This window comes from Psychromonas sp. KJ10-5, assembly GCF_055808325.1.
The window spans coordinates 3,568,036-3,592,568 of sequence record NZ_CM147864.1; the positions used below are offsets into that span (position 1 = coordinate 3,568,036).

Consider the following 24,533-nt stretch of genomic DNA (forward strand, 5'->3'; position numbering starts at 1 on the left):
TTAAAAGGAATAAAAAAAGGGAACCTTATGCAGATAGGTTCCCTTTTATTGAGCTAATAGTTAAGTATAGTTGATCTTAATATCGGTATTAGCTACCGATTACACCGCCATCATCTTTAGTGATCATCACAATAGTTGAACGTGGTTTGCTGTCACCACCTGCCGGGAAGTGGCCTGTTGGATGCTGAATACCTACAAACATAGTTTTTTGGTCTTCAGAGAAAGTTAAACCAGTCACTTCAGAGCCTATTGGGCCTGTTAAGAAACGACGTACTTCACCAGTTTCAGGGTCACCACATAACATTTGATTGTTACCTTGCCCTGCAAAGTCACCTTTGTTTGAGAAATCACCATCAGTTTGGATCCATAAACGACCTGCTTTATCAAAACCAAGGCCGTCAGGGCTGTTAAACATATTGTCTTTATTAATGTTTGCGCTACCCGCGTATAAATCGCCTTGGTGTACTGTAGGGTTACCAGCAATCAGGTATAAATCCCATTTGAATGAAGCACTTGTATGGTCGGCATTAGTTGGCATCCAGCGAACAATTTGACCATAATGGTTTTCAGCACGTGGATTAACACCATCAACATCTTGACCTTCTTTCACACCACGGTTTTTATTGTTAGTCAGTGTACAGAATACGTGTTTTTTGTCCGGGTGAACGGCAACCCATTCAGGGCGGTCCATAGTTGTTGCACCCACTTGTGTAGCTGCTTTACGTGCAAAAATAAGTATTTCAGCTTGGCTATTAAAGCCATTCTCTTTAGTTAAACCATTTTTACCGTAGGTCAACTCTAACCATTCACCTTCACCTTCTAATTTATCTGCATCCATTTCAAACTTAGCGACGTATAAAGTACCTTCTTCAAGCAGTTGACGGTTTGCACTGTTATTGCCTTCTTGGTATTTATTTTTAGAGATAAATTTATATAAGTGCTCGCCACGCTCATCATCACCTAGGTAAATCACAACATGGCCATCATCGTTGACAACAACCGCTGCATTTTCATGTTTAAAACGGCCTAATGCAGTACGTTTCATTGGCGTTGATGTTGGATCTTTAGGATCGATCTCTACAACCCAACCAAAACGATTTGCTTCTTGTGGGTTTACAGCAAGATCAAAACGCTTGTCTGTTGGATGCCATTGGTATTTGTTACCGTCTGTTTTAATACCGTAACGTTTGAAATTATCATCTAATGCAACTTCTTCTTCAGAGCCAAATAAACCGTTGAAGTTTTCTTCACATGTTAGGTAAGTGCCCCATGGCGTTTCACCATTTGCGCAATTATTGATAGTCCCTAATACTTTAGTACCTGTTGGGTCCGCTTTAGTTTTTAACAAGTCATCGCCAGCAGCTGGACCTGTCATCATCATTTCAGTATTTGCGGTAATGCGGCGGTTCGCTTTACCGTTTTTATCTATTGACCATTTTCCGTCTTTGCGAACTATTTCAACGATGGTATTACCATGAGCTGCTTGTGCTTTTTTCACATCATCAGCAGTCATCGCTTTACCTTGATGGTCGAAAAGGAATTGGTAATTAGTATATTCGTTGTTAATCGCCATAATGGCACGGTCTTTTGAAAGTGGGAAAATACTCATCCCATCAGTATTGTCACCAAACTGCATGGCTTGTGTTTTTGCATCTTGTTTACCGTTGGCATTAAATGCTGGCGCATCTGGGAAAATTGGGTCACCCCATGAGATCAAGTTACTTGTGCTGTAACCTTTTGGTACAACAACATTATCGCTCGTTGATGCCGGAATTTGTGTGAAGTTTAAAAGCTTACTGTCCATGCTTGCAGCAATCGCTTTTGCTACTGGGCTAACGGCTAAAAATGCACCTGCGCCGACTGCTGCTGTGCCCATTAAGAAACGACGACGTGATAAACGTGCGTCAATCATGCTGCTAAAGTCCGTTTCTTTATCTAATAAATCCGTCATGTTTATTACCTTTTTCATTTATTTAAAGGGGGGATAAAAATCGAGCTCTAGACTAAAGCAGTAAGATGACAAATTTATTACCATCATTAAAACCAGTGTTTAATTAAAAGTAAGCAAAGATTAAACCTTGTCACGTGCAGGTTCGTATTAGACTTTTTAAAATTTGATGGAAAGAACAATGGCACTGACAGCAAGTGAAGTATCAAGAGTGATTGAAATGGCGTGGGAAGATAGAACGCCTTTTGAAGCAATTGAAGACCAGTTTGGTTTAAGTGAAAAAGCATTAATTAGCTTTATGCGTGGGCAATTAAAGCCAGGTAGCTTCAGATTATGGCGTGCCAGAGTCAGTGGTAGAAAAACCAAGCATTTAAAACTAAGGTCGCCTGAAGTTAGTCGAGCTTACTGCTCTACACAATACAAACAAAGATAAAACAGTGGTTACCATTTTACCTTTGTATCCATTAATGCATTTTAAATAGTTGTGCTGACTGGCTCTGTAAAAAAGCCTGACCCACTTCAACACCTAATTGATAATCTGCCATTAACGCTTTGTCACTGCTTCCTAAAATACGGCTGGCTAGCTTTGTAGGTGGAGATATCTCAATCACTTGTGCATCTTCAGGTGGTTGCTGGATAAAATTAATGGCTTGGTTATAAGCATTCTCATAGCCAGTAATAATATCTAATACCTTCGGGCATTTATTGGATTTACACACCCAAGACTTTAACTTTCGTGCCCACGGATAACCTACATTGCGATCCGTTGGCGCGGTGCGTAAAACAATAATTTTTTTCGCACCGCGGTTATATGCTTCTTGAATCGGAATAGGTAAAGCCACGCCACCATCTACATAGTGATCAGCTCCAATTGCCACGCCTTTTTTATACAAATAAGGTAGCGCACTGGATGCCTTGAGCATGGTTAACCAGTTGTCTGCCGTAGGTTCAAGAAAAGTAGGGCAGAAGCCATTCATATTTGTCGCCGAAAAAAGTAACTGGCGGTTAACTAATTGGTTTTCTGCGCATTGCATATTGAGCTGATATTCAGGCTCGCTAACACGGTCAAAATACCAATCAAGATCCATTGCATTACGTTTAGTAAAAGAACGTTTTATACTAAAAAACTCAGGATCTCTGGAAAGCTGCATAATCGATCGTTTAGCGTAACCTGATTGACGAGTCATATAAGTTGATAGGTTTTGAGCACCAGCCGAAGTACCAATTAAAATAGAAAAAGGATTAAAGTCCTTCGCTAACCAACTATCTAATACGCCTGCTGTAAAAATACCACGCTGACCACCACCCTCAACAACAAGTGCGGTTTCTTTAACGGGTTGGGTTGCTTCACAGTTAGGTGTATTAGCGAATGATGGTACTGGTATTTGGCTCATTTGATGTCCCTATTAAACTTTTTAGCTAATATACGAGTATTAATTCAATAGGTAAAATCGTTTTAATTTTAATAATTGATAGTTAATTGTTATTTATTATTTTGCTTAGGCATCGCTTGATATTTGTATTGCTTATTAAATGGTTTAACTATCTGATTTTATATAATGTTTCGTTTCCATTAACCTGAACTGAGGGCAAATAGGGGATTAGCTCACATATGAAAGAGTAAGCTGTGGCATAATCAACAATAATCAATGACTAATATGATGATACTTATTAAGATGAAATAAATTTGATTATCGATACGATAACCATTTATTTTTTACCCTAATTAAACAGAAGAAAAAAATGACAGAATCTAAACTTATTCCTTACCGATTGCCCTTTGCTATATTTGTTTTTTTTATTACTTATATGCTACTTACTCAAACCTTTTTAGTGCAGATTCCTTTATTAACCAGCGAGTTAATTCATCATTTGTATGACCCATTTGTTGTTGCTAAGCAAACTGATATGGTCGCGCTTATTTATGGTATTTTTGCGGGAATAATCGGGCATTTTTTATTTGGTAAGCGATGTGAAATTGAACCACAAGTGAATAAAAAAGGTTTATTAAAAGGGTTAGGCGTACTGGTCTTAATTATTGCTGCTTACGGTTATAACTTAGTACAACAGTCTTCGATTGTTTAATACCTCTAGTCTGTTTCCTTAACTGCTTTTTACTATTTGTAATGGGCAGTTAATACTTCTATTTTTCCCCTTTTATTGTGCGTATTCTAAGTGATGATCTTAATCGCTTGGTTATGATCACACTTTATTATAAAAAATAACTTTTCCAATAAAATATAACTTATTGATTGTTAATGCTATTTAACCCCTCTTTTTGAATATTCATCACTTTTCTTGTTATTCGATAGCGTTTATTTTCAAAAAATAGTTTGACTATCTATCGGTAGGTATGTAAATATTCGTGTCGTTAACAACGACACAACGTTACCAAGTGGCTACTGATTGAGACTTAAATAACGTTACTTCATCTTTTTAAAACAGGGATTAAATTATGATTGGATACACTACGATTGGTTCAAAAGACCTAGATAAAGCAGTTTCTTTTTACAATGAACTACTTGAGTTAGTTGGCGGTAAAATTTTATTGGAAATGGATAGAATTAAGTTCTACGGAACAGATGCTGGTGGCGCAATGCTAGCTGTTTGTACTCCTCATGATAACAACCCACAAAGTGCTGGTAACGGTCAACAAGTTGCTATTCCTGGTGGTTCAATTGAAGGTGCACAAGCGCTTTACAATAAAGCCATTGAACTAGGTGCAACAGACGCCGGCGAACCTGGTCAACGTTTTGACTTTTTCTATGGGTCATACGTTTATGACTTGGATGGCAACAAACTTTGTTTCTTCCACATGACCTAAGTAAATTAGTTCATTTTAAGTAAGGACACTTTATATCAATCACGGTAAGGTAATTGATATAAACAGTGTTCTTGCTTTTTTCTTTTTCTAACAGCAAAACCAATCTATCTAAACCATCTTCTCGTCATAACCCCTTTTAAAAATCCTAGCTCAAACGTGACTCTAAACAACGCATGTATTTAAATTTTTAATGTGTTTAATAACAATAAAAATAACAATAAGTTAGATTAAGTGATGTGTTTCTAGGTTATTTTTTTGGGGAGTTGTAATAGCTGTTTTAAAGGAAGGAATGACCACTTAAACAGTGGCCATTTATAGGATTATGCATTTGTTACACGTGCTATTTGTTCTTCAACTTGTGTTAAATGTCCGGTCTTAACCCATATCGTTGCGCCTTGTTCACCCGCTTTAACCTGCAAGTTACTGCCTATTGGGGTACGTAACCAACTGTGTTTATTTAGGGTATCTGTAGACTCTTGTGCTGAGCCTTCAAGTACCAATAACTCTGCGCCGCCTTTTGCTTCAAGCGAGTAGGTCGCATTTGCTTGAAAGTGCAATACACTAACTTCTTCAATATCATCTAAATAAAGCGGAGTGACAGCAACTTGGTTATTATCATGAAGTTGTGTTTTACCCATTTTATTCATCTGTAAACGAACATGTGTACGATCGTTTGCATCGAACTGCCAAAGTTTTACCAACATAGTGCAACCGCCTTTAGAGCTTGGTTGATGGCGAGACTGTGGTGGGTTTCGTATATATGAACCAGCTGGGAATTGTCCATGCTCATCTTCAAAAATACCTTCTAGCACAATAAACTCTTCCCCACCGGTGTGAATGTGTTCACTGAACTCACTGCCTGGCTCATAACGAACGATGGTAGTTGCTCTTGCTACTTCAGCGCCTACTCTATCGAGGGGCTTGCGGTAAACGCCCGCCATAGGTGATGCTACCCACTCTTGAAGCTGGCTGTGTACAACAGCGCGTTGACTAAAATCAGCTGCGATTTTCATATTACCTCCAATTTTCCTATAATAGTTTATCTATCAGTAGATAGTTATATGGTTTAATTGTACATAAGTCAACTTTAAAAGGGATTTCAGCGACTAACTGCCTTACTCAGAATGCATTATTACTTGTAAATAGTGATGCTCTGCTTGATAATTTATATTCAATGATGGGGAATACAAGAATGAGCAAAAAAGAAGCATTATTAAAAGCTGCAGAAGATAAAGTAAGACTAGGTGGCTATAATAATTTCAGTTTCCGAGAGATCGCTAATGAAGTGGGTATAAAAAGTGCCAGTGTCCACTACCATTTCCCTACCAAAGCGGACTTAGGCGCTGAATTAGCTCATCAATATACGAATGCTTTTTTAGGAGCATTAGGCGATGTAGATGAACTTAAAGCTGCGAATAAAGATCCTATTGAAGCTTATACACAACTGTTCAGAAGCGCGTTACTTAATGATGACAAAATGTGTTTGTGTGGTTTGTTAGGCGCTCAAAATGAAAGCTTACCTGAAAAGGTTCGTGCAGAAGTAAAACGTTTTTTTGACCTGAACTTAGCGTGGTTACAAAAGGCCCATATTGCTAATGGAGAAAATGAACCATTACATGCAGCTATCCTTACCGTTAGCACATTAGAAGGTGCAATGATGATCAGCAAGGCATTGAATGACCACAGCTATTTTAAACTAGCGACCCAGTAAAAATATCGTGGGTACACTTAGTTCTCTGTAATGTTAAGTGTATCCAGCGTCATATCCTATTAAGTACTTCCTCACTATTTATTGCTTACTATTTTCATAACCCACTTATTGCCTAAACCAAAATATTCTAATTTCATTGTCTCTTATCCAAAAACCTTTTCCGTGAGTTTTAGGCAGAAGGCGGCACTCATATCAAACTCGCCTTACAGCTAGCTCATTTAATTGAATTTTTAATTTATTGATTTTTAATTACTTTTGGGATTTTACTCCTTCATTTTTATAGATCGCATTAAAAAGTGACTAAATATAGATTGCTATTAGTAACTAATTAATCTTTAATAACCGATAGATACCTATCGGTAGATAGTTTAAATTTAATTTGGATAACTAACAACGAGAATGAACAGCAGTTGATAGTTATAGTTAAATAGCAGAGGTTGATATGAGCACTAATACAGTTGAAAAAACAACACTTCATTTTATTAAGGCAAGTGCTACAGGTACACCCGTGATCAATTATTCTGGCTTTGATGAGCAGCAGGAATATAGTGCACATTATGGCTTTGAAGAAACGGAAGTCATCAATGCAAGATCCGTTTCAACAGAGACTGTTTTTAACTTAGATAACGCTGGCTTTCAGCTTACGAATTTTGAACCCAATGAAGTTGATTTTTTAGAAAGTGAAACGGTTAAAGCTGACTATTATCCGCAAGTAGAAGCTTTGATAAAAGCACAGACGGGCGCAGCGCATGTAGTTGCATTTGATCATACCGTACGCCGTGGCATTAAAGCTTCCAACCGTCATCCTGCCTACCATGTGCATAACGATTACACACATCAAACCGGACCGATAAGAGCACAAACCGTATTGGACGACGCTATCCTAAAACGCTTTGCAGGAAAGCGCATGGTTCAAATAAACCTATGGCGTTCAATTGATGGTGTGATAGAGAAAGATCCCTTAGCATTTTTGGATTTCTCTACGCTAGATAGTAACGATTTAGTGAAGGCTAATATTTCATTTAACGATATGCACTCAACACAAAAGCATCAAGGTGAGATATTCGCACTGAAAAAGAATAAACACCAAAAATGGTATTACTACCCTGAGATGGATGGTAGCGAAGCCGTATTAATTAAAGGCTTTGATAGTGAACCCTCAAGCGCTCGCTTTGCGATGCATACCGCTTTCCCATTAGCTAATCAGGGCGAACACAACAAACCAAGACAAAGCATTGAAACAAGAACCTACGCATTTTTTGATGTTTAAGGGGGATTGATAAAGCTGGATTTCTTTTTCTTCGTCTGCACCCATTCTGACAGCTAGCTATTTATTGGCAGTGTTTTCGTTCTGTCGACGACATCCTTTCTTTTACCAGAGAAGAAAGGATGCAAAACACTGGCTACTGAATTGCTTTTTATCCAACCGCTAATTGCCTTTCTTAACGCACCAGTTCATACAGCAAACGTCCTGTTTGCTGTTGGTGAAAGACATTTATCGCTAGAGAAAGCTCAACGGTAGGGGAGTTGCAGCCACATTGAACATCGTTTTTCTTAGGGTTTTGTGGGAAGCATTTTTAAAAGGCAAAAAACAAGACTTGAACCCATTATTTTTTATGCTTTAATTTTCAATGCATATTAAGCTTTCTATTAAATCTAATTTTTCTATTTCAGATTCATAACCCTGACGAATTTTGGAAATTTTGTTTTTATTTAAAGGCAGGTCTAATACAGATATTAATTGCTCTCTCGATTTACTTTTTTCAATCGCATTTATTAAAAAGAAAATATACTCATGAATTATATTCATTAGAATATAAGCATATTTTTCAGCTTCAGCTAATTGACACCCACTATGAATTGCCATGTTACGTTTGTTTCTTAGTGTTTCTAATTCAAGTTTAAATTTGAATTTATCTTTAAACAAAACTAAAGTTCTAGATATTGTGACATCGTAATTTTCATTTGTAGTGAACGTTAATGTTTCCAATAACGACCATAAAGTTAAAAACGAGCTATTCATATTGGTAGTATCAAGTGCGGAGCAGTATCGATTTAGTACTTTAATGAAAAATAAACTTTCCCCACTATTATCAATGCCTCTAGATAGTGCTTGGTAGAATTTTTTTGACTTGTCATATTTATCAGTAATATCAAATGATTTAATCGCATTACAGTAGTTTGGATCAAACCAATAGAGTTCTGTTGCTTTATCTCCATTTTCTAAATGGAGTGAATGATATGGATACTTAAATATTTTATTTATTGCTGCTGGTTTACTATATGAAGTTCTACTTTGGTTATAATTGAAGTATATATTAATAATGCCTCGCCAGTAGTCTAATTGTTCAAGTGCAAGCTCTGTTGCTGAATGAATACATCTAGCAGTAACCTCTACAGTAACCCATGAATAGGCTTTTTGATTAATTTGTGGATATAAGGATAAAGCTTGCTTGAAATTATAGCTGCTCTTATATTTTTTAGGGAGGTAATTTGAAATTGTTATTAATGAGTTTTGTGTTTTGATTAGCCGCTTGTTTCTTATACCTGTTATGGATATACCAGTGACTAGAAAATATTTTTGTGATGATTGTGCTAAGTACTCTTTCTCTGCTCTTTTAAGCATATTTCCAACATAACCCTCATGAAATTTTTTATCGTCAGCTGATTTCCAAATTGCTTTTTGCACCAACTCTGTTTTTACTACATCAGGAATTTCATGATGAAATTTAGTAAGTTCTTTTAAAAGCATAAGATAGTTGTCAAATCCATTGGAGTTAAAAGAGGATTTGAAGTTTTTGTTACTCACAATCGCATTACATCTTTGATTTTCTTTTAACTTAAGTGCTTCAATGCGAGTAAGTAATTCTTTAGCTGATCTCGAATCAGTCCATTTTGATTTTGCGATACGGTTACTCCTTTAAAAGCATTTAATATTAGTTCCTTATTTTAACTCCCATAAATAAATTATAAATAAAATAATGCCTAATATAACATTGAGCTTCTTTATTTTTTTAGAGTGAATTATTAATGTTAATCTATATAAATGGTATTTGTTATCGTCGGAACAAAAAGGCCATCTATATTTCTATAGACAGCCCACAAGGCTATAACTCACTTCAGTTTTAGACGCTTTGGAAATCCAAAACTACACCTAGTCGTATCTGAACTAAGCTACTTGCTCTGCTTTAATATAATTTACCAAATCATCAATACTGACCACTGGCATATCATGTTGCTGTGCGAATTTAACGACTTCTGGTAAACGTGCCATTGAGCCATCTTCATTGCTTAATTCACAAATAACACCTGCGGGTGCAAACCCTGCTAATGTGGCTAAATCAACTGCTGCTTCGGTATGTCCTCTTCGCACTAATACACCACCTTCAACGGCTTGTAGAGGGAATACGTGACCTGGGCGAGAGAGGTCATCGGCTGTTGCGTTTGGTGCAACGGCGGTTTTAATGGTGGTGACGCGATCTGCTGCAGAAACACCTGTGGTTACACCGTGTTTTGCTTCAATACTCACGGTATAAGCAGTGGTATTTTGACTGGTGTTGTTGCTGACCATTTGTGGAAGTTGTAGCTTTTGCGTGGTTTTGGTTGGCAAACATAAACACACTATGCCACTGCCTTCATGGATCATCATCGCCATTTGTGGCGTTGTTAATGTTTCAGCAGCAAAAATAAAGTCACCTTCATTTTCTCTGTCTTCATCATCAACGACCAATACACCTGAACCGTTTTTGATTGATTGAATGGCATTTGATACACGCGTGTGTGCATCACCGAATAAACTTAATAGAGACTGACTCATGGTATTTTCCTTTGAATAGTTACCAGAATCAGGGCATGAGAGTAACATCACCCAATTATTAGGCGATGCTAAATAGCACTACGTATGTAGTGCTTTGTGTTCTCTTTCATCCGGACTATCACCGTCGGCTCTGGAATTAAACCAGATCTGCTGACCTTTATTACTAGTATTACTAGGTTAAATAATCAATAAAGCGCTCGCGGGCTCACCTAATAGGTTTACCGCCGGTGGGGAATTTCACCCCGCCCTGAGAATTGCTAAATTAAAATTAGCGCACGGATTCTAACCTTTAGGTATTTAGGAAGATAGTTGAATTTGCTTGGATTACGTTAAATGTGTTTGGGCTTTTGGGAGCTAGTTGTTTGATCGGGGCTTAAATAATGATTTGTAAGGTGGATAAAGTATTAAATTGCTGGCTGTTAGCGATGCTGAGAATATGTGTGAAAATTAAAGCCTGATTAATAAGCCTTTATCATCAGGCTTATTAATCAGTTGTTGCTATTAGTTGGCGCTGTTCATTTGCTCAATGAATTTGTTTGAATCAGCAATAGATTGGTTCATATCATTAACGAGTTGTTGAATGTCACGCTTAAGATTGGTGAATTCGCCTTTTATTTCTGACATCGCTTGCGCATTTAAATTATGTTTTAAGTACAGGACGTTGTCGTTTAGAGAAGATAATACTGGTTGCATTTTACTTTCTGAGTTGCGCATTGAGCGCAGCATAGTATTAAATTGACGTTCTGTATTAGTTAGTTTTTGGCTACTTTGGCGTTTTAAAGAGGCGCTCTTGTATTGTTTAAGTTCTTCGCTCCACTCTGCAAACAGTGCATTGGCGACATCTTCTACTTTGTCTATGTTTTCTGAAACTTCATTAGCTGCATCTAAACTGGATTGGTAATCGTCGTTTAATGCGTTGTAGGTGTTTTGCAAGTCGCCGCCTTTGAAGTCAATTAAGGCTGTTACGCGATCAAGTGCAGATTGAAACTCTTCTTGTGACTCTTCTTGCGATTCTTTTGTTTCCTCTACTCGGTCAATAAGAATGTCACGTTTGTGAATGCCCACTTTTTCCATTGTAGAGTAATAAACGGACTCACAGCCTGATAATAGAAAGGTGAGTGCGAGTAATGAAGTATATAAACGCGTCTGTTTTTTCATGTTACTTCCTGTATGTATGCATAGGTGGTGTATTGCGATGCCAATAGACATTCGGATAAGTACCAGTTAATGGTATGAATGATAAGCTCTCACATTATAAACGGCAAGTTAAGCTGTGTAGCGGCTAATAAAGGTTGTGCGATCTGATGGTTCAGCTCCGAAGGTAAGGGCATATTGAGATGCTCAAGTGTACCTATTTAATAAATCAGGACTATGTCTGAGTTTATATTGGGTTGGGTTAACCCCGAAAAACTTTTTAAAGCTACGGCTAAAGTGACTCGTACTTAAGTAACCTGTGGCGAAGCAAACTTGCGTTACTGAGCTGTTTTTCCTTAGCATTTCTGCTGCTTTTTTGAGGCGTAGTTGGAATAGGAAGTCTTGAGGCGTGCATCCGATAGTACGTTTAAACTCAGAAAAAAACTTAGTGCGACTCATGCATGATAGCTTGATCAAAGCTTCAATATTGATCGTTTCTCCTAAGTGTTTATATAAGTAGGCAACCACGGAATTAATGCCATTGTGCTCTGGGTCGTTGAGGCTGTGACAAATGATAAAGTCGCGAGTTTGTTCTCTCAATAATCGCGTAATGAGCTCACTCACCGCGAGATCAACCATAAAACTCCTATCTGGATGGTTCTCTGAAAAGATATTGATCATGCGATTTAATAAGGTTTGAGTCTCCGTATTATGATGCGTGTGCATTAGTTTATTGTCGTATTGCCACTCCTGTTGATAGGTTGATAATGGCGCATTAGCGTTTAGTTTATCGCAAACTTTTTTTACTTTGTTATGGCTAATTTCAATGGCAATACAGGTGGTGGGGGTGGTTAGGCTAGCCATTGGGAAATCAATTTGAATAGGGCGATTAGGTGCCATGATGAATGATTCATGTGGAAAAAACTCTGTTTCAAAGCGTCTATGTAGGCTGTGCATTATTTTTTTGCCTGAAAGCATGCCGCAAAACATGAGTTGATCAGAGGCGAGCTTAACGTTGGTCGCAGGTTCAAATGTGTCATATATGCTCAATTCAGCATCTTCTCCGGCAAAAGATGTTTTGTTCTCTACCAAAACTTGAGGGTTGTTTCTTTGATCTTGAACATGTTGGCTTATCATTTTTGTCACACTCCCTGCCATTTGAAACTGACAGTCAATATTTTTGAATTAACAGTCATGCATATAAAAAATCTACGGATAGGATGAATATCACACAGAGGCATACAAATAACTGAGAGGTGTTTATGATTTATCCAAATCCAGGTTCTGCAGAGTCACAAATTACGTTTAAATCTCATTATGATAATTACATTGATGGGCAATGGGTCGCACCGGCTAATGGGCAATATTTTACTAATAAAACGCCAGTAACTGGTGAAGATGTTTGTGAAGTTGCTCGTTCAGATCAGCAAGATATTGACCTTGCTTTAGATGCTGCGCATAAGGCTAAACAAGCTTGGGCGAGCACTTCTGTCACTGAGCGTTCTAATATTCTACTTAAAATTGCAGACAGAATTGAAGCTAATTCAGAGTTACTTGCGTTAGTTGAAACGTGGGATAACGGTAAATGTATTCGAGAGACGATGGGAGCTGATGTTCCCTTAGCTGTTGATCATTTTAGATATTTTGCTGGTTGTATCAGAGCGCAAGAAGGTTCGTTAGGTGAGATTGATCAGCATACCGTGGCTTATCACTTTCATGAGCCCTTGGGTGTGGTTGGACAAATTATTCCTTGGAACTTTCCGCTATTGATGGCTGCTTGGAAAATACCCCCTGCATTGGCTACTGGTAATTGTATTGTGCTTAAACCTGCCGAACAAACGCCATTATCTATTTTGTTTTTGATGGAGATTATTGGTGATTTATTACCAGCTGGCGTGTTGAATATTGTGAATGGTTTTGGTGAAGAAGCAGGGCAAGCTTTAGCGACTTCTAAACGTATTGCTAAGATTGCCTTTACTGGCTCTAGCCCTATTGGTAAACATATTTTGCAATGTGCGGCAGATAATTTGATCCCTTCTACTGTTGAGCTGGGCGGTAAGTCACCTAATATTTTCTTTGCCGATGTGATGAACCATGAAGATACTTTTATCGATAAATGTTTGGAAGGTGCTGCATTAGCGTTCTTTAATCAAGGGGAAGTATGTACCTGTCCATCTCGTTTGCTGGTGCAAGAGTCAATTGCCGATGAGTTTATCGAGCGTTTGATTGCGCGTACTCAAAAGATTATACAAGGCAATCCATTTGATACTGACAGTCAAATCGGTGCACAAGTTTCTAAAGCGCAATATGACAAGATTTTATCCTATATTGAAATCGGTAAAGATGAGGGCGCAGAAGTGTTAACGGGTGGGGCCATTGAGAAGGTGGATGGGGCACATAATGGTTACTACATTCAACCTACTTTATTAAAAGGCAGTAATCATATGCGTGTTTTCCAAGAAGAAATTTTTGGGCCTGTGATCTGTATTACTACTTTTAAAGATGAAGAAGATGCTTTAAAAATAGCTAATGACAGTGAGTTTGGATTAGGCGCGGGTTTATGGACAAGGGATAGTAATATTGCTTACCGTATGGGGCGCGGTATTCAAGCTGGGCGCGTATGGACAAACTGTTATCATCTCTATCCTGCCCATGCTGCGTTTGGTGGGTATAAACAATCTGGTATTGGACGTGAGAACCATAAAATGATGTTAGAGCACTATCAACAAACGAAAAACATGTTGGTGAGCTACGATATTAATCCGATGGGATTCTTTTAGTTCATTGTGAAAGTGAGCCTGTAAAACAATAAAGCCGCTTATGATAAGCGGCTTTATAACAAATAAACCTTATAAGGAGTGAGTTATAGCTCGATCACTACATCTTCACCGTCGATATTCAGTGTTAATGTTGTATCTGTTAGGTTGTACGAAACTTCTGTTTTAGGACCGTTCAATTTACTTGGTACTAATAGCGTTAGAATGTTGTGCTCTTTCTTCGCTTTAAACTTCGCTTCAACATGACGATGAATTTCAAGATCTTTGTATTCGCTTGGGTCAACTTCACCAAAGCCTTCTACATTTTCAATTGAAAGTAGATCATCTTTGCTGTCATTGATAAATGAAACGTCTAGTTGTGCGTTTTCACCAATGATTTTGAAAGTGTCTGTCGCTGTTTCAGTACTGAATGTTGTATGCAGTAACCAAGTTAGATCTTGCTCTGATTTAAGTGTTGCTAGGTCACGCATTACAAATACTTTACCTTTAGCAAACCAGATTTTACGCTTGTAAGATTCAAGATCTGGGTTGTGGAATTGGTAAGACGTTGATGCATCACCTTCAACAAATAACAGGTCTGATTCTGTATCGAAGTCGGTAATTTTACCGCCAGCTTCCACACAGTAGCGATCTTGATGTTCGCCTTCAAAGTTAGTCGTTGTATTTTCAGCGTACTGACCTTTACCACCAAATAACGGTAAGTTTTTAGAGAAAGTACGACGACGCCATTTGATGTGCATATCTACACCGAAACCACCGTAGTAACCTGTGATGGCTGCTAAGGTATCGCCAAATGCATGTAATGTGTAAGCATTTTGATCACCGTGTGAGTGGCTGATAGAACCGAATGGGCTACATTTGTAAACCATGTGAATATGCTCATCACGGTTTGTCATGTTGCTATGGAAACCAGCCCAACCTGTGATTGGGAAGACTTTAAGCTGTGGTTCGTCTGAAGGTTTAACTTCAGGCATATCGTTCCATAGGTAATCAAAGCGTAAGTCATCGTAACCAAAATCCCACCAACCGAAGTTGTAGAATTTAGTATGTGCTTCCGTGTCACGTGCTTTCAGTTGGTTGTAGTACCAAATGTATTCAGGTTTGTTGTTAACACCTGCAAAATGTTTGATGTTGTAAGCTAATTTCAAACCTGGGAAATCACCAATACTTGATTGGTCACAGAAACTTGCACGTTTGGAGTGAACAGGCATACAGTACATGATGAAGTCACCTGTATTTTTGTAGAACTCTTTATTAAACATGTTGATAGAGGTGTAGCTTTTCAGAAGGTCAAAAGATTCACCTAGGAAGGCCATTTGCGTGTTCCAGTAATCTGGACCTTCAGCCCAAGCACCATCTTCTCCGCCCCATGGTGGGTAATGTACGGCATAGTATTCAATACCGTATTCAATGTATTCACGTGCTTTAGGGTATTCATTGTATAGTGCGATACAGGTTGGGATCACCGCAGATGAAATTGAACGAACACCATGACTATTAAGTGGGTTAGCCAGTAGATCTACTGTTACTTGTAGATGATGCATGATCTCTTCTAAGCGAATGATAAGTGCTTGTTTTACTGTTTCACGTTCTGCATCAGAGAAGTATGCATGTAGCCAATCATAACCCCAAGCCATTGCTGCAATCACACGAAACGCGGCTTCATCATTATAACCACGTGAGGTTACACCTTCTGGATCGTAAGCAGCTAATTGTAATGTCCATGCTTTTGCTTTGGCGATGATTGCTTCATCTTCTAGTACGATACCGGCGATTGATAAGTTACGAGTTGCGTTGAAAGCTTCTTGACAGCTAACGTACATTTGACGCCAGTAAGGACGCCACAATGAAGCTTTACCAACGGTTTCTTCAGGGTAAGCTTTTGGTTCTTCATAAGGTGCTACGTCTAAAAATTTATTTGTTGAGTTATTCATGAAAGCATCAAACTTGCAGTAGCCTGCATTACCTTTCAGGTTAGCTCTAAAAGCAGGTAGATCTTTACTTTGAACCAATAGACGAGGGTGCTCTACACTCAAATTATCCAAAAAAGACAGATCAATATCAGCTTTTTGAACTTGAACTGGCATCACATCAAGAAGATTACCAGCAGATTTGTCGTTTTCTAATTTAATCGCCTTGATCGCATCAAAAGATTTGTTAGACATTTAAACCTCTACTTATGAAATTAATAAATTTATACCAGCCCAGCAATGGTAAGTTACTCAACTGCAAGGAATGTTAATGAAATATCAGGTTATTAAGCTATTCAAGGGAAGTACCTTAAACAAAAATCGACATTAATTGTGTCGATTTGATGCCGTTATTAAACCTTTAATAATGATCAATTTATATCATTTGTATTACTTAATTACAATAAACTGGCGGGCGTACTATTCCAATACGAGCACTAGGTCACAGGATCAAACTTGGTTATTTAAAAATATGATTGAGGCTTAATAGGGGAGGATAAATAGGTTAGGTATTCAGATATAAAAAAACGAACAAAAATGTTCGTTTTTAATAATGTCTAAGTCAATTCACATTGTGTTGATCAGTTTACTGCAGCTTGTCTAGCTTGCCTTCAATTTCTTGAATCTTATTATCAACCACTGACTGTAGGTGTTTTAAGTCTGATAGTACTTGTTGTTTTAGTTCTTTTTCACTACTGACTTGAACACTTAAGCTATCCAGTTCTTTAATAATTTTGTGCAGTGTTGGGTTAATCTCTGATAACTCTGTAGTGCCTTGTATATGTTGTACGTGTTGACCGCCACTCACCGTTTTGATTTGACGTTGAAATTTATATTTACTGCTACGTCCAATTAACATACCACCCGTCTTTCGGAAATATACTTTTAAAATATCCTTATCGCCTTCTTTGCGCAGTGAATAGCGTTTGATATTTTCTGGGTTACGGATCCCGATGTCTCTAAGGTTTGGATACATTACTTCTCCTTAAGTATATTGTCGATTGTCTATAGTTTGAACTATCACGAAAAAAGATCAATTAATTTTATGGTTAATTTGGTGTTTTTTTAGGCTGAATTTTCAATAAAAAGAAGGTTTTGGGAGTTTATAAAAGAGAGGGGGAGTAACAGACCTTAGCACATTCATCCATTTTGATGTTGTAAGGTCTGTTGGGTGTTTATTTTACTTTTTAGGTTCCCAAACACCTGGCTCTATTTTTTTGTCTAGCTCAGGTAGTTTAGTACGATCAAAAGTAGGCACTTTACCGGCACTCAGTTGCTGGTTGTAATCTTTTGCTAACTTAATGACTTCGTTTGAAAGTAATAGTATCGCTACAAGGTTAACAATCGCCATTAGTCCCATAGAAACATCAGCTAAAGACCAGATGACATTGTTACTTTGTGTTGCACCGAAGAGAATCATTGCTAACACTGCAATACGCAAGACGATTAAACCACGTGTATTTTTATGTTGTAAAAATACTAGGTTAGTTTCTGCATAAGAGTAATTTGCAATAATGGAAGTGAATGCAAAAAATAACAGAGCAATAGCAACAAAAGAACCACCCCAGTTACCTACTTGGAAGTCTAAAGCGCGTTGTGTGATTTCTACACCACCCATGCCTGAGAATGAATCTAGGCCACCCGATAAAAGGATGATTGAGGCAGTTGCAGTACAAATAATGATGGTATCAATGAAAACACCTAGCATTTGCACATAACCTTGTGATGCTGGGTGTGGCGGATAAGGAGAGGCTGTCGCTGCTGCATTAGCTGCACTACCCATACCTGCTTCATTAGAGAATAGGCCACGTTGTACGCCCGTCATGATCATTGCACCAAATGCACCGCCTGCTGCTTCTTGCCAACCAAAAGCAGAATCAAAGATCAGACCAATAATTCCTGGTAACTCAGTGACATTAATTACCACAACAAAGGCTGCGATCAATAGGTAGATAAGTGCCATTGCTGGTACTATTCTTTCAGCTACTTTGGCAATGCCTCGAATACCAGTGAAAATAACGGCACCTGATACTAGCGCTAGTATGATACCCACGGTCATTTTGTCGATATTAAATGATTCGTTTAGTGCGGCAGTAATTGAGTTCGCTTGAACTGCATTAAACACTAAACCAAAAGCGATGATTAGAAAAATTGCAAATAAGCTACCCATCCAGCGAGCGTTCAGACCACGCTCCATATAATAAGCTGGACCACCACGGAAATTACCTTCTTCATCGTGCACTTTATAAGCCTGCGCAAGTGTACTCTCTGCAAAGCTGGTTGCCATTCCTAATATCGCAATTAACCACATCCAGAAGATAGCGCCAGGGCCACCCACTGTGATTGCAATAGCAACACCTGCTAAGTTACCTGTACCTACTCGTGCTGCTAAACTGGTGGAAAGAGCTTGAAAAGAAGAGATGCCTTCTTTATCTGATTGACGACTGCCTTTCATGACAGTAAAAGTATGGAAGAAATGACGGAATTGAATGAAGCCTAAACGTATTGTGAAATAAACGCCCGTACCTATCAGTAAATAAACGAGGATTTGCCCCCATAATAGACCATTCAAAGCATTAAGTACTGTTAACATAAAGATACCTTTTAGTAGATTGCGCGGGTCCCTTTAAAATCATTTAAAACGCAATTTGATTATGAACAAGGCCGCGATACTAGCAAATCTTGATCATGATTGCTTAGGTTTATAAAACTGCTTCAAATTCATACAAACACAGGCTATTGTCTATCCTTTGTATGGTGTTTTTATGCTCAATTACCTATTTCAATAACATGCTTGTTGTCGTTTTGGAGTTATTTAGGAATTGATGTCATTGTTTCTCTTTATTAAAATTTTATTCTTGAAATTGTGAATGACCATTTAATAAATTTATTTAATTTTACTATATAATACTATCCTTAAGGATTAGTTTTGCTCTTGATGAGCTATTTTATACATGCATTTTTCAAGGATAATATGCCTCGCTTAAAACATAAATTGAATTTACGAGTTGTTATCATGACGATTACCCTCACTATCATGACTGGTGTTGTGGGGATGTCTGCTATTGCTTCATTAAATGAACTTAAAGATGATTACCAACGTGTTAAAGATGAACACTTCGATAGTTTATTGGAAATTACTCAACTCAAAATTCAAACCAATAAGATACTTGCTGCAACCAGTAATATGTTTCTTGCGGAGAATGAAAAGGATCTTGAATGGGGTGATGCATATGTTGCCGATAAAGCTAACTGGATAGTAAAAATATCAGAAAAGTATTCTAATAACCTTTACTCTTATCAGGAGCTATTATCTCTAACCACTACTCTATCAGATCAGAGTGATGTTATTTCCGCCGCTATGATGAAAAAAATAGCATTATCTGAGCAAGTGTTATCGGATTATAAGAGTATTGAGCAATACCGAAGAGATACACTAAAACAAGGCAAAACTAAAATTGCACTGGCCATTGATGATGTACTGCTATTATTTAATCCATTGCTTAAGGCTTATTCTGAAACAGAACCATCTGCTATTGAAGCCATAATATCACCATTAAAATCAGTCATGTCGACGCAAGACTACGAAGGTTTATCTACTTTATTAGTAGGCCCGTCATCGATCTCTGTGGATTACCAAGCGTATTCCGCACAACTCGCAGTACTGGAAACATTAAAAGAAAAGCATAAAGAACTAACTCAGTCGATCATTACCGTGATGGGAGATAGTGTTTTATCTGCGCAAAAAGCATTTTTAACGAATCTAACTAAAGTAGAAGAGAAAATTTCGGTAAGGGAATCTTTTCTCTACCTTCTATTATTAACCTGTGTTGTGGTTGCTATCATTTTAATCGTATTCCAAACCAACCTTTTACGTAGAATTGGTTTAATTCGACAGGTTATTGATGCCGGTGACAGTAAAGCCCAATATCGTATTGCTGTTAAAGGTGATGATGATATTAGTGAAATAGCTAAGGTGATAAAAGGCTATATACAAACAATTTTAGATAAAGATAATATTATTTCGGATAATAATAAAAAACTACAACACTTAGTGACTCATGATGATTTAACTAATATTTATAATCGTCGCTATTTTGAAATTCACATGGCGCAAGAACATATACGCTACCTACGTTATAAAGAGCCTTATTGCCTAGCGATGTTAAATATAGACTCATTCAAAGGTATTAATGAGAGATTTGGGCATAATCTTGGCGATAAGGTGATACTTGATTTTACGCTGCGAATTGATAACCAGATGCGTCAAACAGATGTATTTGCCCGATTAAGTGGTGAAGATTTCATTCTGTTAATGCCAAGAACGGATCAAAGCAATGCTCTTATTTTAATGGAACGTATTAGAAGTGAAATAAACTTAATGCCAACAGTGGTTAATGAACAAAAAATTGATTTCACAGTGAGCATTGGATTAATGCAAGTACAAGAAGTGGAAGATATTGAAGATGCTTCTCAACAGATACAGTTTGTTAAACAAGCTTTACAAGAAGCAAAAATGACTGGTCGTAATAAAGTGTGTTGCTACCATAGTGAATCTTAATCGAGTTCGTTAGATTAAGTACTCAATGATATGCTCATTAGTATATTTTAAATTAAGATATTAAGAGTGTTAAATAACCAGTAATAGAGCCAATATTAGTGCGTGGATGTGACCCATATATTGAATATATGGGTCTTTAATCATTGTCTAATTAAGGCAATTTAACTCTTGCAACATATGCTTTAATTGCAATTTAGTGGAGTGAGTTAAAGGTAGTAGGGGCTTTCTCGGTCCTCCAATTTCATTACCTTGAAGTGAAAAGCCGGATTTAATCGCTGCTGCTAATCCTGATGTAACAATAAACTCAAGAAATTCATATTGCTCATAAAATAGTTTTTTTGCTTTTTTATTATCGCCTTTCTGAACTGCTTCAAACAACGCTTTAGGTTTACCTCCTATAAGGCAAGGTGCAGCAGTACACCATCCAGTTGCTCCAGCATTAAAGGCTTCTAAAGCCATATGATTACAGCCATTAAAAAATGGAACGCTGCCATTCGATAGCTTATAAATCTTATGCATACGTTGAATATCACCTGTACTTTCTTTAATTACAGATGCATTTTCAATGTCTTTCACCATTTTCAACATAAATTCAGGTGTCATATCTACACCACAAGTTGCAGGGTTGTTATATATCATTATCGGTAAAGGAGTTGCTTTTGAAATACTTTCATAATGAATAAATAATTCATCTTCACTTAATTTATAGTATGAGAATGGCGATACCATGATCATATCAGCACCAATTTTATGTGCATATTTTGCTCGGCTTATTGATTTTTCTGTTGTTAATTCTGCAATTCCAATTACTACTGGAACTTTACCGTTAACATGTTTGACGGTATATTCAGCTACTTTTTCCCATTCTATTTCATCTAAATAAGCGGCTTCGCCTGCACTACCTAAAGCAGCAATAGCATCAACCTTTGAGTCGAGTAAAATATCGATCACGTTGCCTAATTGCTTAAGATTAATAGTTCCATCTTCATCATTAAAAGGTGTCACTGGGTAGCCTATAATTCCTGATAAATTCATTTTTTTTCCTTATATACAATCATGGTGTTTTTTAAGTGCTTGTCTTGCATAATATGCAAAATTAATTTTGTTTCGTTTTTCCGTAGAGACCCAATCATGTGCTTCTTGGGCTAATGCTGGTGGTAAGGGTTTAATCTCTCCTGCAGCCATCGCTAATAATTGAAGCTTTGCTGCGCGTTCAATTAAAATTGCAAGGTTACAGGCCTCTTCAATAGTTTTACCTGTTACCAATTGACCATGATGTGCAAGAAAAAGAGCACGATTACTTCCTAGAGCTTCTGAAATAAGAATCCCTTCTTCATTTCCAACAGGTATACCTGGCCAATTTTTGACGAAAGAGCAATCATTATATAAAGCACAAGTATCCATTTGAGAAATAACCAATGGAACCTCTAACATAGAAAGTGCGGCGATATGTATTGGGTGAGTATGAATAATGCAATTTACTTCTGGGTGTTCTTTATAAACCCATGTATGGAAACGGTTAGCGGGATTTGCCATACCTTCGCCATTTAATGGTTGAAGATCATGATCGACCTCCATTAAATTAGCTGCGGTGACTTCTTCAAAACCTAAGCCAAAACGTTGTGTAAGAAATGTGTTTGGTTTTTCAGAGCGACAAGTGATTTGTCCTACTATTCCTGAGTCATGGCCCTTATCAAATAAAATTCGACAAGTCAGTGCCAGTTTTTCACGATCTGAAAGTATAAAATCTTGAATGATTTTTTTCATTTCTAATTGAGCATTACCCATTAACTCTTTTTTTGTCATTGAAGCTGTTTTCATATAGTACTCCTTGCTCTATTTGCTTTTATTTAATAACAAAGGCAAGATAACAAAGCACTGGACCATAGCTAACATCCAGATATTTAACTTTGAGTGGTCCAGATGGAGAGCGTATGTTAAGACCTTGGGAAACAAAATTTTTTTTAGAATCTAGCTCGGATAAAACATTTCACGCTAAGTTGCTTGAGAAGTTAATTACAGATATTAAAAGTGGGCGCCTTAGCGTTAATAGTATGTTACCTGGGTCAAGGTCTTTAGCGAATCAATTAGGTGTGAACAGGAAAACAGTTCAACAAGTTTACGAAGAGCTTGAGTCTCAAGGTTGGCTAGTTACTAAGCCTAGGTGCGGTACATTTGTTGCCGATATAATTCCAGAACAAGATTTGTCTAAAGAAAATAAACAACTCATTAACAATGCTCATAAAAGTAAGTCAGCTTCTTTATTAGTTGAAAATCTTTATAAAGATGCAATTAGTATCAATAATAACTGTGTTATTAATGATGGAACGCCAGATACTCGCTTAATTCCTTATGAAATACTTGCTAAGGCATATAGAAGAGCCTGTATACATTTGAGTCGCTATTCAAGCCTTGGCTATGAAGACCCTAGAGGTATTAAGGAGCTTAGAGAGTCAATTCAAACAATGTTATCTAAAGATCGATTTATGAATTGTAGCCTAGAGCAAATATGTGTCGTAAGAGGAAGTCAAATGGGGATTTATCTAGCATCAAGAATACTAGACCCTAAAAAAGGAGCAATAATAGTAGAGGAAATGTGCTATTTACCTGCAAAAGCTGCTTTTGAATCAAATGGTTTTAAAATATTGAGCTGTAAACTAGATGACGATGGATTAAATATTTTAGCATTAAAAGAGTTGATAGCAGAACATGAGATTGTTGGTATTTATGTTACTCCTCATCATCAATATCCTACAACAGTAACCTTGCCTATTGATAGGCGATTAGAGTTACTTAATTTATCAAAACAGCATCAGTTTGTGATAATAGAAGATGATTATGATCATGAATTTCATTATGAAAACAAACCAATTCCACCATTAGCAAGCTTACCAAATTCTGAAAACGTTATTCATATAGGCTCGATGTCTAAAGTTTTTGCTCCTGGTTTAAGGCTCGGTTATATTTCAGCAGATCAAACATTCATTGAAAGAGCAGCTCAGGAGATCGTCCTCATTGATAGGCAAGGTAATACAATAACAGAACATGTTTTATCAGAATTAATGAAGTCAGGAGAGGTAAAGAAACATATCCGTAAAACAAAAAAACAATACGAAACAAGGAGAAACTTTGCTGCAAATGAATTTAAAAGAGTTTTTGGGAATAAAGTTTCTTTTAAATTACCAATAGGGGGAATGGCACTTTGGATAAATATAGAAAAAATGATTAAAGATGGAACATTTAATAATTTAACTAATAAAGATGCAACATTAAGCACTCAATACAGTAATTTATCGACTCCTACCCATCTTAGGTTTGGATTTGGTGCAATTACTCCGCAAGAAATTACCAAATCAATAGAAGATTTATCTATAAATTTAAAAGTATAAACTGAATATTAAAGTTACTTATTGATAATGGAAATATTATATGGCAGTTAAATTTAATACTAATCACACTAAGTAACTGATCTATTTTACTTGTTAAAATAACTTATTTCTTCGTTGTAATTTTTGTAAATAGAACAACTATTAAAGAATTAACCTCTTTTCGTTAATTCTCCGATAGACTATTAACGAAGTTAATCGTCGAAAGGCTCAAAGTACGCCTTGAACTAAGTCATTTTTCCTATGCAAAATTTAGATCACTTATTTAATGTAATTGGTATAATATGTCTGAGGGCGTACAAAATTTTGTGTTTAATGTGTAGATTGTTAGCACCAGATATGAGAATTACCTTGCTATTATGGATGCATTAAAAAAGTGGTAAATACCAATTATAACAAAGCTTT

General features: G+C 37.0%; 20 protein-coding genes and 1 riboswitch. Of the genes, 8 read left to right on the plus strand and 12 right to left on the minus strand.

Going from position 1 to position 24,533, the window contains the following annotated elements; genetic code table 11:
* Positions 1–88 precede the first annotated feature (88 nt).
* Positions 89–1,951: a PhoX family protein gene (locus AC0L3W_RS15700; protein ID WP_409440094.1), complete on the minus strand. Its 1,863-nt coding sequence runs from the start codon at positions 1,949–1,951 to the stop codon at positions 89–91.
* 178 nt (positions 1,952–2,129) lie between these two features.
* On the opposite strand from AC0L3W_RS15700, the gene AC0L3W_RS15705 reads away from it, so the two are divergent.
* A complete protein-coding gene (locus tag AC0L3W_RS15705; protein ID WP_333386644.1) occupies positions 2,130–2,381 on the plus strand; it encodes a TIGR03643 family protein in 252 nt (83 codons plus the stop codon).
* Positions 2,382–2,412: 31 nt separating this feature from the next.
* Here AC0L3W_RS15705 and AC0L3W_RS15710 read toward each other — a convergent pair whose 3' ends face one another.
* Positions 2,413–3,342 carry a patatin-like phospholipase family protein gene (locus AC0L3W_RS15710; RefSeq protein WP_409440093.1) on the minus strand — a complete coding sequence of 310 codons (930 nt, stop codon included), beginning with the start codon at positions 3,340–3,342 and terminating at the stop codon, positions 2,413–2,415.
* Between the two features lie 349 nt (positions 3,343–3,691).
* Here AC0L3W_RS15710 and AC0L3W_RS15715 point away from each other — a divergent pair, with 349 nt between their 5' ends.
* Positions 3,692–4,033, plus strand: a complete 342-nt coding sequence (locus tag AC0L3W_RS15715) for a hypothetical protein (RefSeq protein WP_333386638.1) — start codon at positions 3,692–3,694, stop codon at positions 4,031–4,033.
* A gap of 370 nt (positions 4,034–4,403) precedes the next feature.
* Positions 4,404–4,772 (plus strand): VOC family protein, encoded by a 369-nt coding sequence (locus AC0L3W_RS15720; RefSeq protein WP_333386635.1) that lies wholly within the window; start codon positions 4,404–4,406, stop codon positions 4,770–4,772.
* 320 nt (positions 4,773–5,092) lie between these two features.
* Here AC0L3W_RS15720 and AC0L3W_RS15725 read toward each other — a convergent pair whose 3' ends face one another.
* Entirely contained in the window at positions 5,093–5,785 is a 693-nt protein-coding gene (locus AC0L3W_RS15725) for a cupin domain-containing protein (RefSeq protein ID WP_409440092.1), read from the minus strand.
* Positions 5,786–5,964: 179 nt separating this feature from the next.
* On the opposite strand from AC0L3W_RS15725, the gene AC0L3W_RS15730 reads away from it, so the two are divergent.
* Together AC0L3W_RS15730 and AC0L3W_RS15735 are read left to right on the plus strand one after the other, a co-directional pair.
* Positions 5,965–6,483 (plus strand): TetR/AcrR family transcriptional regulator, encoded by a 519-nt coding sequence (locus tag AC0L3W_RS15730; RefSeq protein ID WP_409440091.1) that lies wholly within the window; start codon positions 5,965–5,967, stop codon positions 6,481–6,483.
* Between the two features lie 442 nt (positions 6,484–6,925).
* Positions 6,926–7,753, plus strand: coding sequence for a CmcJ/NvfI family oxidoreductase (locus tag AC0L3W_RS15735; RefSeq protein ID WP_409440090.1), 828 nt, complete (start codon positions 6,926–6,928; stop codon positions 7,751–7,753).
* Between the two features lie 351 nt (positions 7,754–8,104).
* Here AC0L3W_RS15735 and AC0L3W_RS15740 read toward each other — a convergent pair whose 3' ends face one another.
* From AC0L3W_RS15740 to AC0L3W_RS15755, 4 genes are all read right to left on the minus strand, one after another.
* Entirely contained in the window at positions 8,105–9,292 is a 1,188-nt protein-coding gene (locus AC0L3W_RS15740) for a hypothetical protein (protein WP_409440089.1), read from the minus strand.
* A 360-nt stretch (positions 9,293–9,652) separates the two neighbouring features.
* Positions 9,653–10,300, minus strand: a complete 648-nt coding sequence (gene ribB, locus AC0L3W_RS15745; RefSeq protein ID WP_409440088.1) for a 3,4-dihydroxy-2-butanone-4-phosphate synthase — start codon at positions 10,298–10,300, stop codon at positions 9,653–9,655.
* Positions 10,301–10,394: 94 nt separating this feature from the next.
* Positions 10,395–10,559: riboswitch (FMN riboswitch) on the minus strand.
* A 242-nt stretch (positions 10,560–10,801) separates the two neighbouring features.
* Positions 10,802–11,458 (minus strand): DUF2959 domain-containing protein, encoded by a 657-nt coding sequence (locus AC0L3W_RS15750; RefSeq protein WP_409440087.1) that lies wholly within the window; start codon positions 11,456–11,458, stop codon positions 10,802–10,804.
* 183 nt (positions 11,459–11,641) lie between these two features.
* Positions 11,642–12,571 (minus strand): helix-turn-helix domain-containing protein, encoded by a 930-nt coding sequence (locus AC0L3W_RS15755; protein WP_409440086.1) that lies wholly within the window; start codon positions 12,569–12,571, stop codon positions 11,642–11,644.
* A 125-nt stretch (positions 12,572–12,696) separates the two neighbouring features.
* Here AC0L3W_RS15755 and exaC point away from each other — a divergent pair, with 125 nt between their 5' ends.
* Complete coding sequence (gene exaC, locus AC0L3W_RS15760) at positions 12,697–14,214, plus strand: acetaldehyde dehydrogenase ExaC (protein ID WP_409440085.1); 1,518 nt, start codon at positions 12,697–12,699, stop codon at positions 14,212–14,214.
* An 83-nt stretch (positions 14,215–14,297) separates the two neighbouring features.
* Here exaC and AC0L3W_RS15765 read toward each other — a convergent pair whose 3' ends face one another.
* The 3 genes from AC0L3W_RS15765 to AC0L3W_RS15775 form a co-directional block, all read right to left on the minus strand.
* A complete protein-coding gene (locus AC0L3W_RS15765; RefSeq protein WP_409440084.1) occupies positions 14,298–16,376 on the minus strand; it encodes a DUF4962 domain-containing protein in 2,079 nt (692 codons plus the stop codon).
* Between the two features lie 391 nt (positions 16,377–16,767).
* Positions 16,768–17,157 (minus strand): DUF3461 family protein, encoded by a 390-nt coding sequence (locus AC0L3W_RS15770; RefSeq protein WP_290038848.1) that lies wholly within the window; start codon positions 17,155–17,157, stop codon positions 16,768–16,770.
* A 204-nt stretch (positions 17,158–17,361) separates the two neighbouring features.
* Positions 17,362–18,774 carry an alanine/glycine:cation symporter family protein gene (locus AC0L3W_RS15775; RefSeq protein WP_290038849.1) on the minus strand — a complete coding sequence of 471 codons (1,413 nt, stop codon included), beginning with the start codon at positions 18,772–18,774 and terminating at the stop codon, positions 17,362–17,364.
* A 381-nt stretch (positions 18,775–19,155) separates the two neighbouring features.
* Here AC0L3W_RS15775 and AC0L3W_RS15780 point away from each other — a divergent pair, with 381 nt between their 5' ends.
* Positions 19,156–20,742, plus strand: coding sequence for a GGDEF domain-containing protein (locus AC0L3W_RS15780; protein ID WP_409440083.1), 1,587 nt, complete (start codon positions 19,156–19,158; stop codon positions 20,740–20,742).
* A gap of 147 nt (positions 20,743–20,889) precedes the next feature.
* Here AC0L3W_RS15780 and AC0L3W_RS15785 read toward each other — a convergent pair whose 3' ends face one another.
* Complete coding sequence (locus AC0L3W_RS15785) at positions 20,890–21,777, minus strand: dihydrodipicolinate synthase family protein (protein WP_409440082.1); 888 nt, start codon at positions 21,775–21,777, stop codon at positions 20,890–20,892.
* A 9-nt stretch (positions 21,778–21,786) separates the two neighbouring features.
* Positions 21,787–22,563 carry an aldolase gene (locus AC0L3W_RS15790; RefSeq protein ID WP_409440081.1) on the minus strand — a complete coding sequence of 259 codons (777 nt, stop codon included), beginning with the start codon at positions 22,561–22,563 and terminating at the stop codon, positions 21,787–21,789.
* A gap of 113 nt (positions 22,564–22,676) precedes the next feature.
* On the opposite strand from AC0L3W_RS15790, the gene pdxR reads away from it, so the two are divergent.
* Positions 22,677–24,131: a MocR-like pyridoxine biosynthesis transcription factor PdxR gene (pdxR, locus tag AC0L3W_RS15795; RefSeq protein WP_409440080.1), complete on the plus strand. Its 1,455-nt coding sequence runs from the start codon at positions 22,677–22,679 to the stop codon at positions 24,129–24,131.
* The last annotated feature ends 402 nt before the right edge of the window (positions 24,132–24,533 follow it).

What these genes read in the sequence shown, in the direction of transcription:
- AC0L3W_RS15700 (WP_409440094.1), bottom strand. Translation starts at nt 1,951, where the DNA reads ATGACGGATTTATTAGATAAAGAAACGGACTTTAGCAGCATGATTGAC.
- AC0L3W_RS15705 (WP_333386644.1), top strand. Translation starts at nt 2,130, where the DNA reads ATGGCACTGACAGCAAGTGAAGTATCAAGAGTGATTGAAATGGCGTGG.
- AC0L3W_RS15710 (WP_409440093.1), bottom strand. Translation starts at nt 3,342, where the DNA reads ATGAGCCAAATACCAGTACCATCATTCGCTAATACACCTAACTGTGAA.
- AC0L3W_RS15715 (WP_333386638.1), top strand. Translation starts at nt 3,692, where the DNA reads ATGACAGAATCTAAACTTATTCCTTACCGATTGCCCTTTGCTATATTT.
- AC0L3W_RS15720 (WP_333386635.1), top strand. Translation starts at nt 4,404, where the DNA reads ATGATTGGATACACTACGATTGGTTCAAAAGACCTAGATAAAGCAGTT.
- AC0L3W_RS15725 (WP_409440092.1), bottom strand. Translation starts at nt 5,785, where the DNA reads ATGAAAATCGCAGCTGATTTTAGTCAACGCGCTGTTGTACACAGCCAG.
- AC0L3W_RS15730 (WP_409440091.1), top strand. Translation starts at nt 5,965, where the DNA reads ATGAGCAAAAAAGAAGCATTATTAAAAGCTGCAGAAGATAAAGTAAGA.
- AC0L3W_RS15735 (WP_409440090.1), top strand. Translation starts at nt 6,926, where the DNA reads ATGAGCACTAATACAGTTGAAAAAACAACACTTCATTTTATTAAGGCA.
- ribB (WP_409440088.1), bottom strand. Translation starts at nt 10,300, where the DNA reads ATGAGTCAGTCTCTATTAAGTTTATTCGGTGATGCACACACGCGTGTA.
- AC0L3W_RS15750 (WP_409440087.1), bottom strand. Translation starts at nt 11,458, where the DNA reads ATGAAAAAACAGACGCGTTTATATACTTCATTACTCGCACTCACCTTT.
- AC0L3W_RS15755 (WP_409440086.1), bottom strand. Translation starts at nt 12,571, where the DNA reads ATGATAAGCCAACATGTTCAAGATCAAAGAAACAACCCTCAAGTTTTG.
- exaC (WP_409440085.1), top strand. Translation starts at nt 12,697, where the DNA reads ATGATTTATCCAAATCCAGGTTCTGCAGAGTCACAAATTACGTTTAAA.
- AC0L3W_RS15765 (WP_409440084.1), bottom strand. Translation starts at nt 16,376, where the DNA reads ATGTCTAACAAATCTTTTGATGCGATCAAGGCGATTAAATTAGAAAAC.
- AC0L3W_RS15770 (WP_290038848.1), bottom strand. Translation starts at nt 17,157, where the DNA reads ATGTATCCAAACCTTAGAGACATCGGGATCCGTAACCCAGAAAATATC.
- AC0L3W_RS15775 (WP_290038849.1), bottom strand. Translation starts at nt 18,774, where the DNA reads ATGTTAACAGTACTTAATGCTTTGAATGGTCTATTATGGGGGCAAATC.
- AC0L3W_RS15780 (WP_409440083.1), top strand. Translation starts at nt 19,156, where the DNA reads ATGCCTCGCTTAAAACATAAATTGAATTTACGAGTTGTTATCATGACG.
- AC0L3W_RS15785 (WP_409440082.1), bottom strand. Translation starts at nt 21,777, where the DNA reads ATGAATTTATCAGGAATTATAGGCTACCCAGTGACACCTTTTAATGAT.
- AC0L3W_RS15790 (WP_409440081.1), bottom strand. Translation starts at nt 22,563, where the DNA reads ATGAAAACAGCTTCAATGACAAAAAAAGAGTTAATGGGTAATGCTCAA.
- pdxR (WP_409440080.1), top strand. Translation starts at nt 22,677, where the DNA reads ATGTTAAGACCTTGGGAAACAAAATTTTTTTTAGAATCTAGCTCGGAT.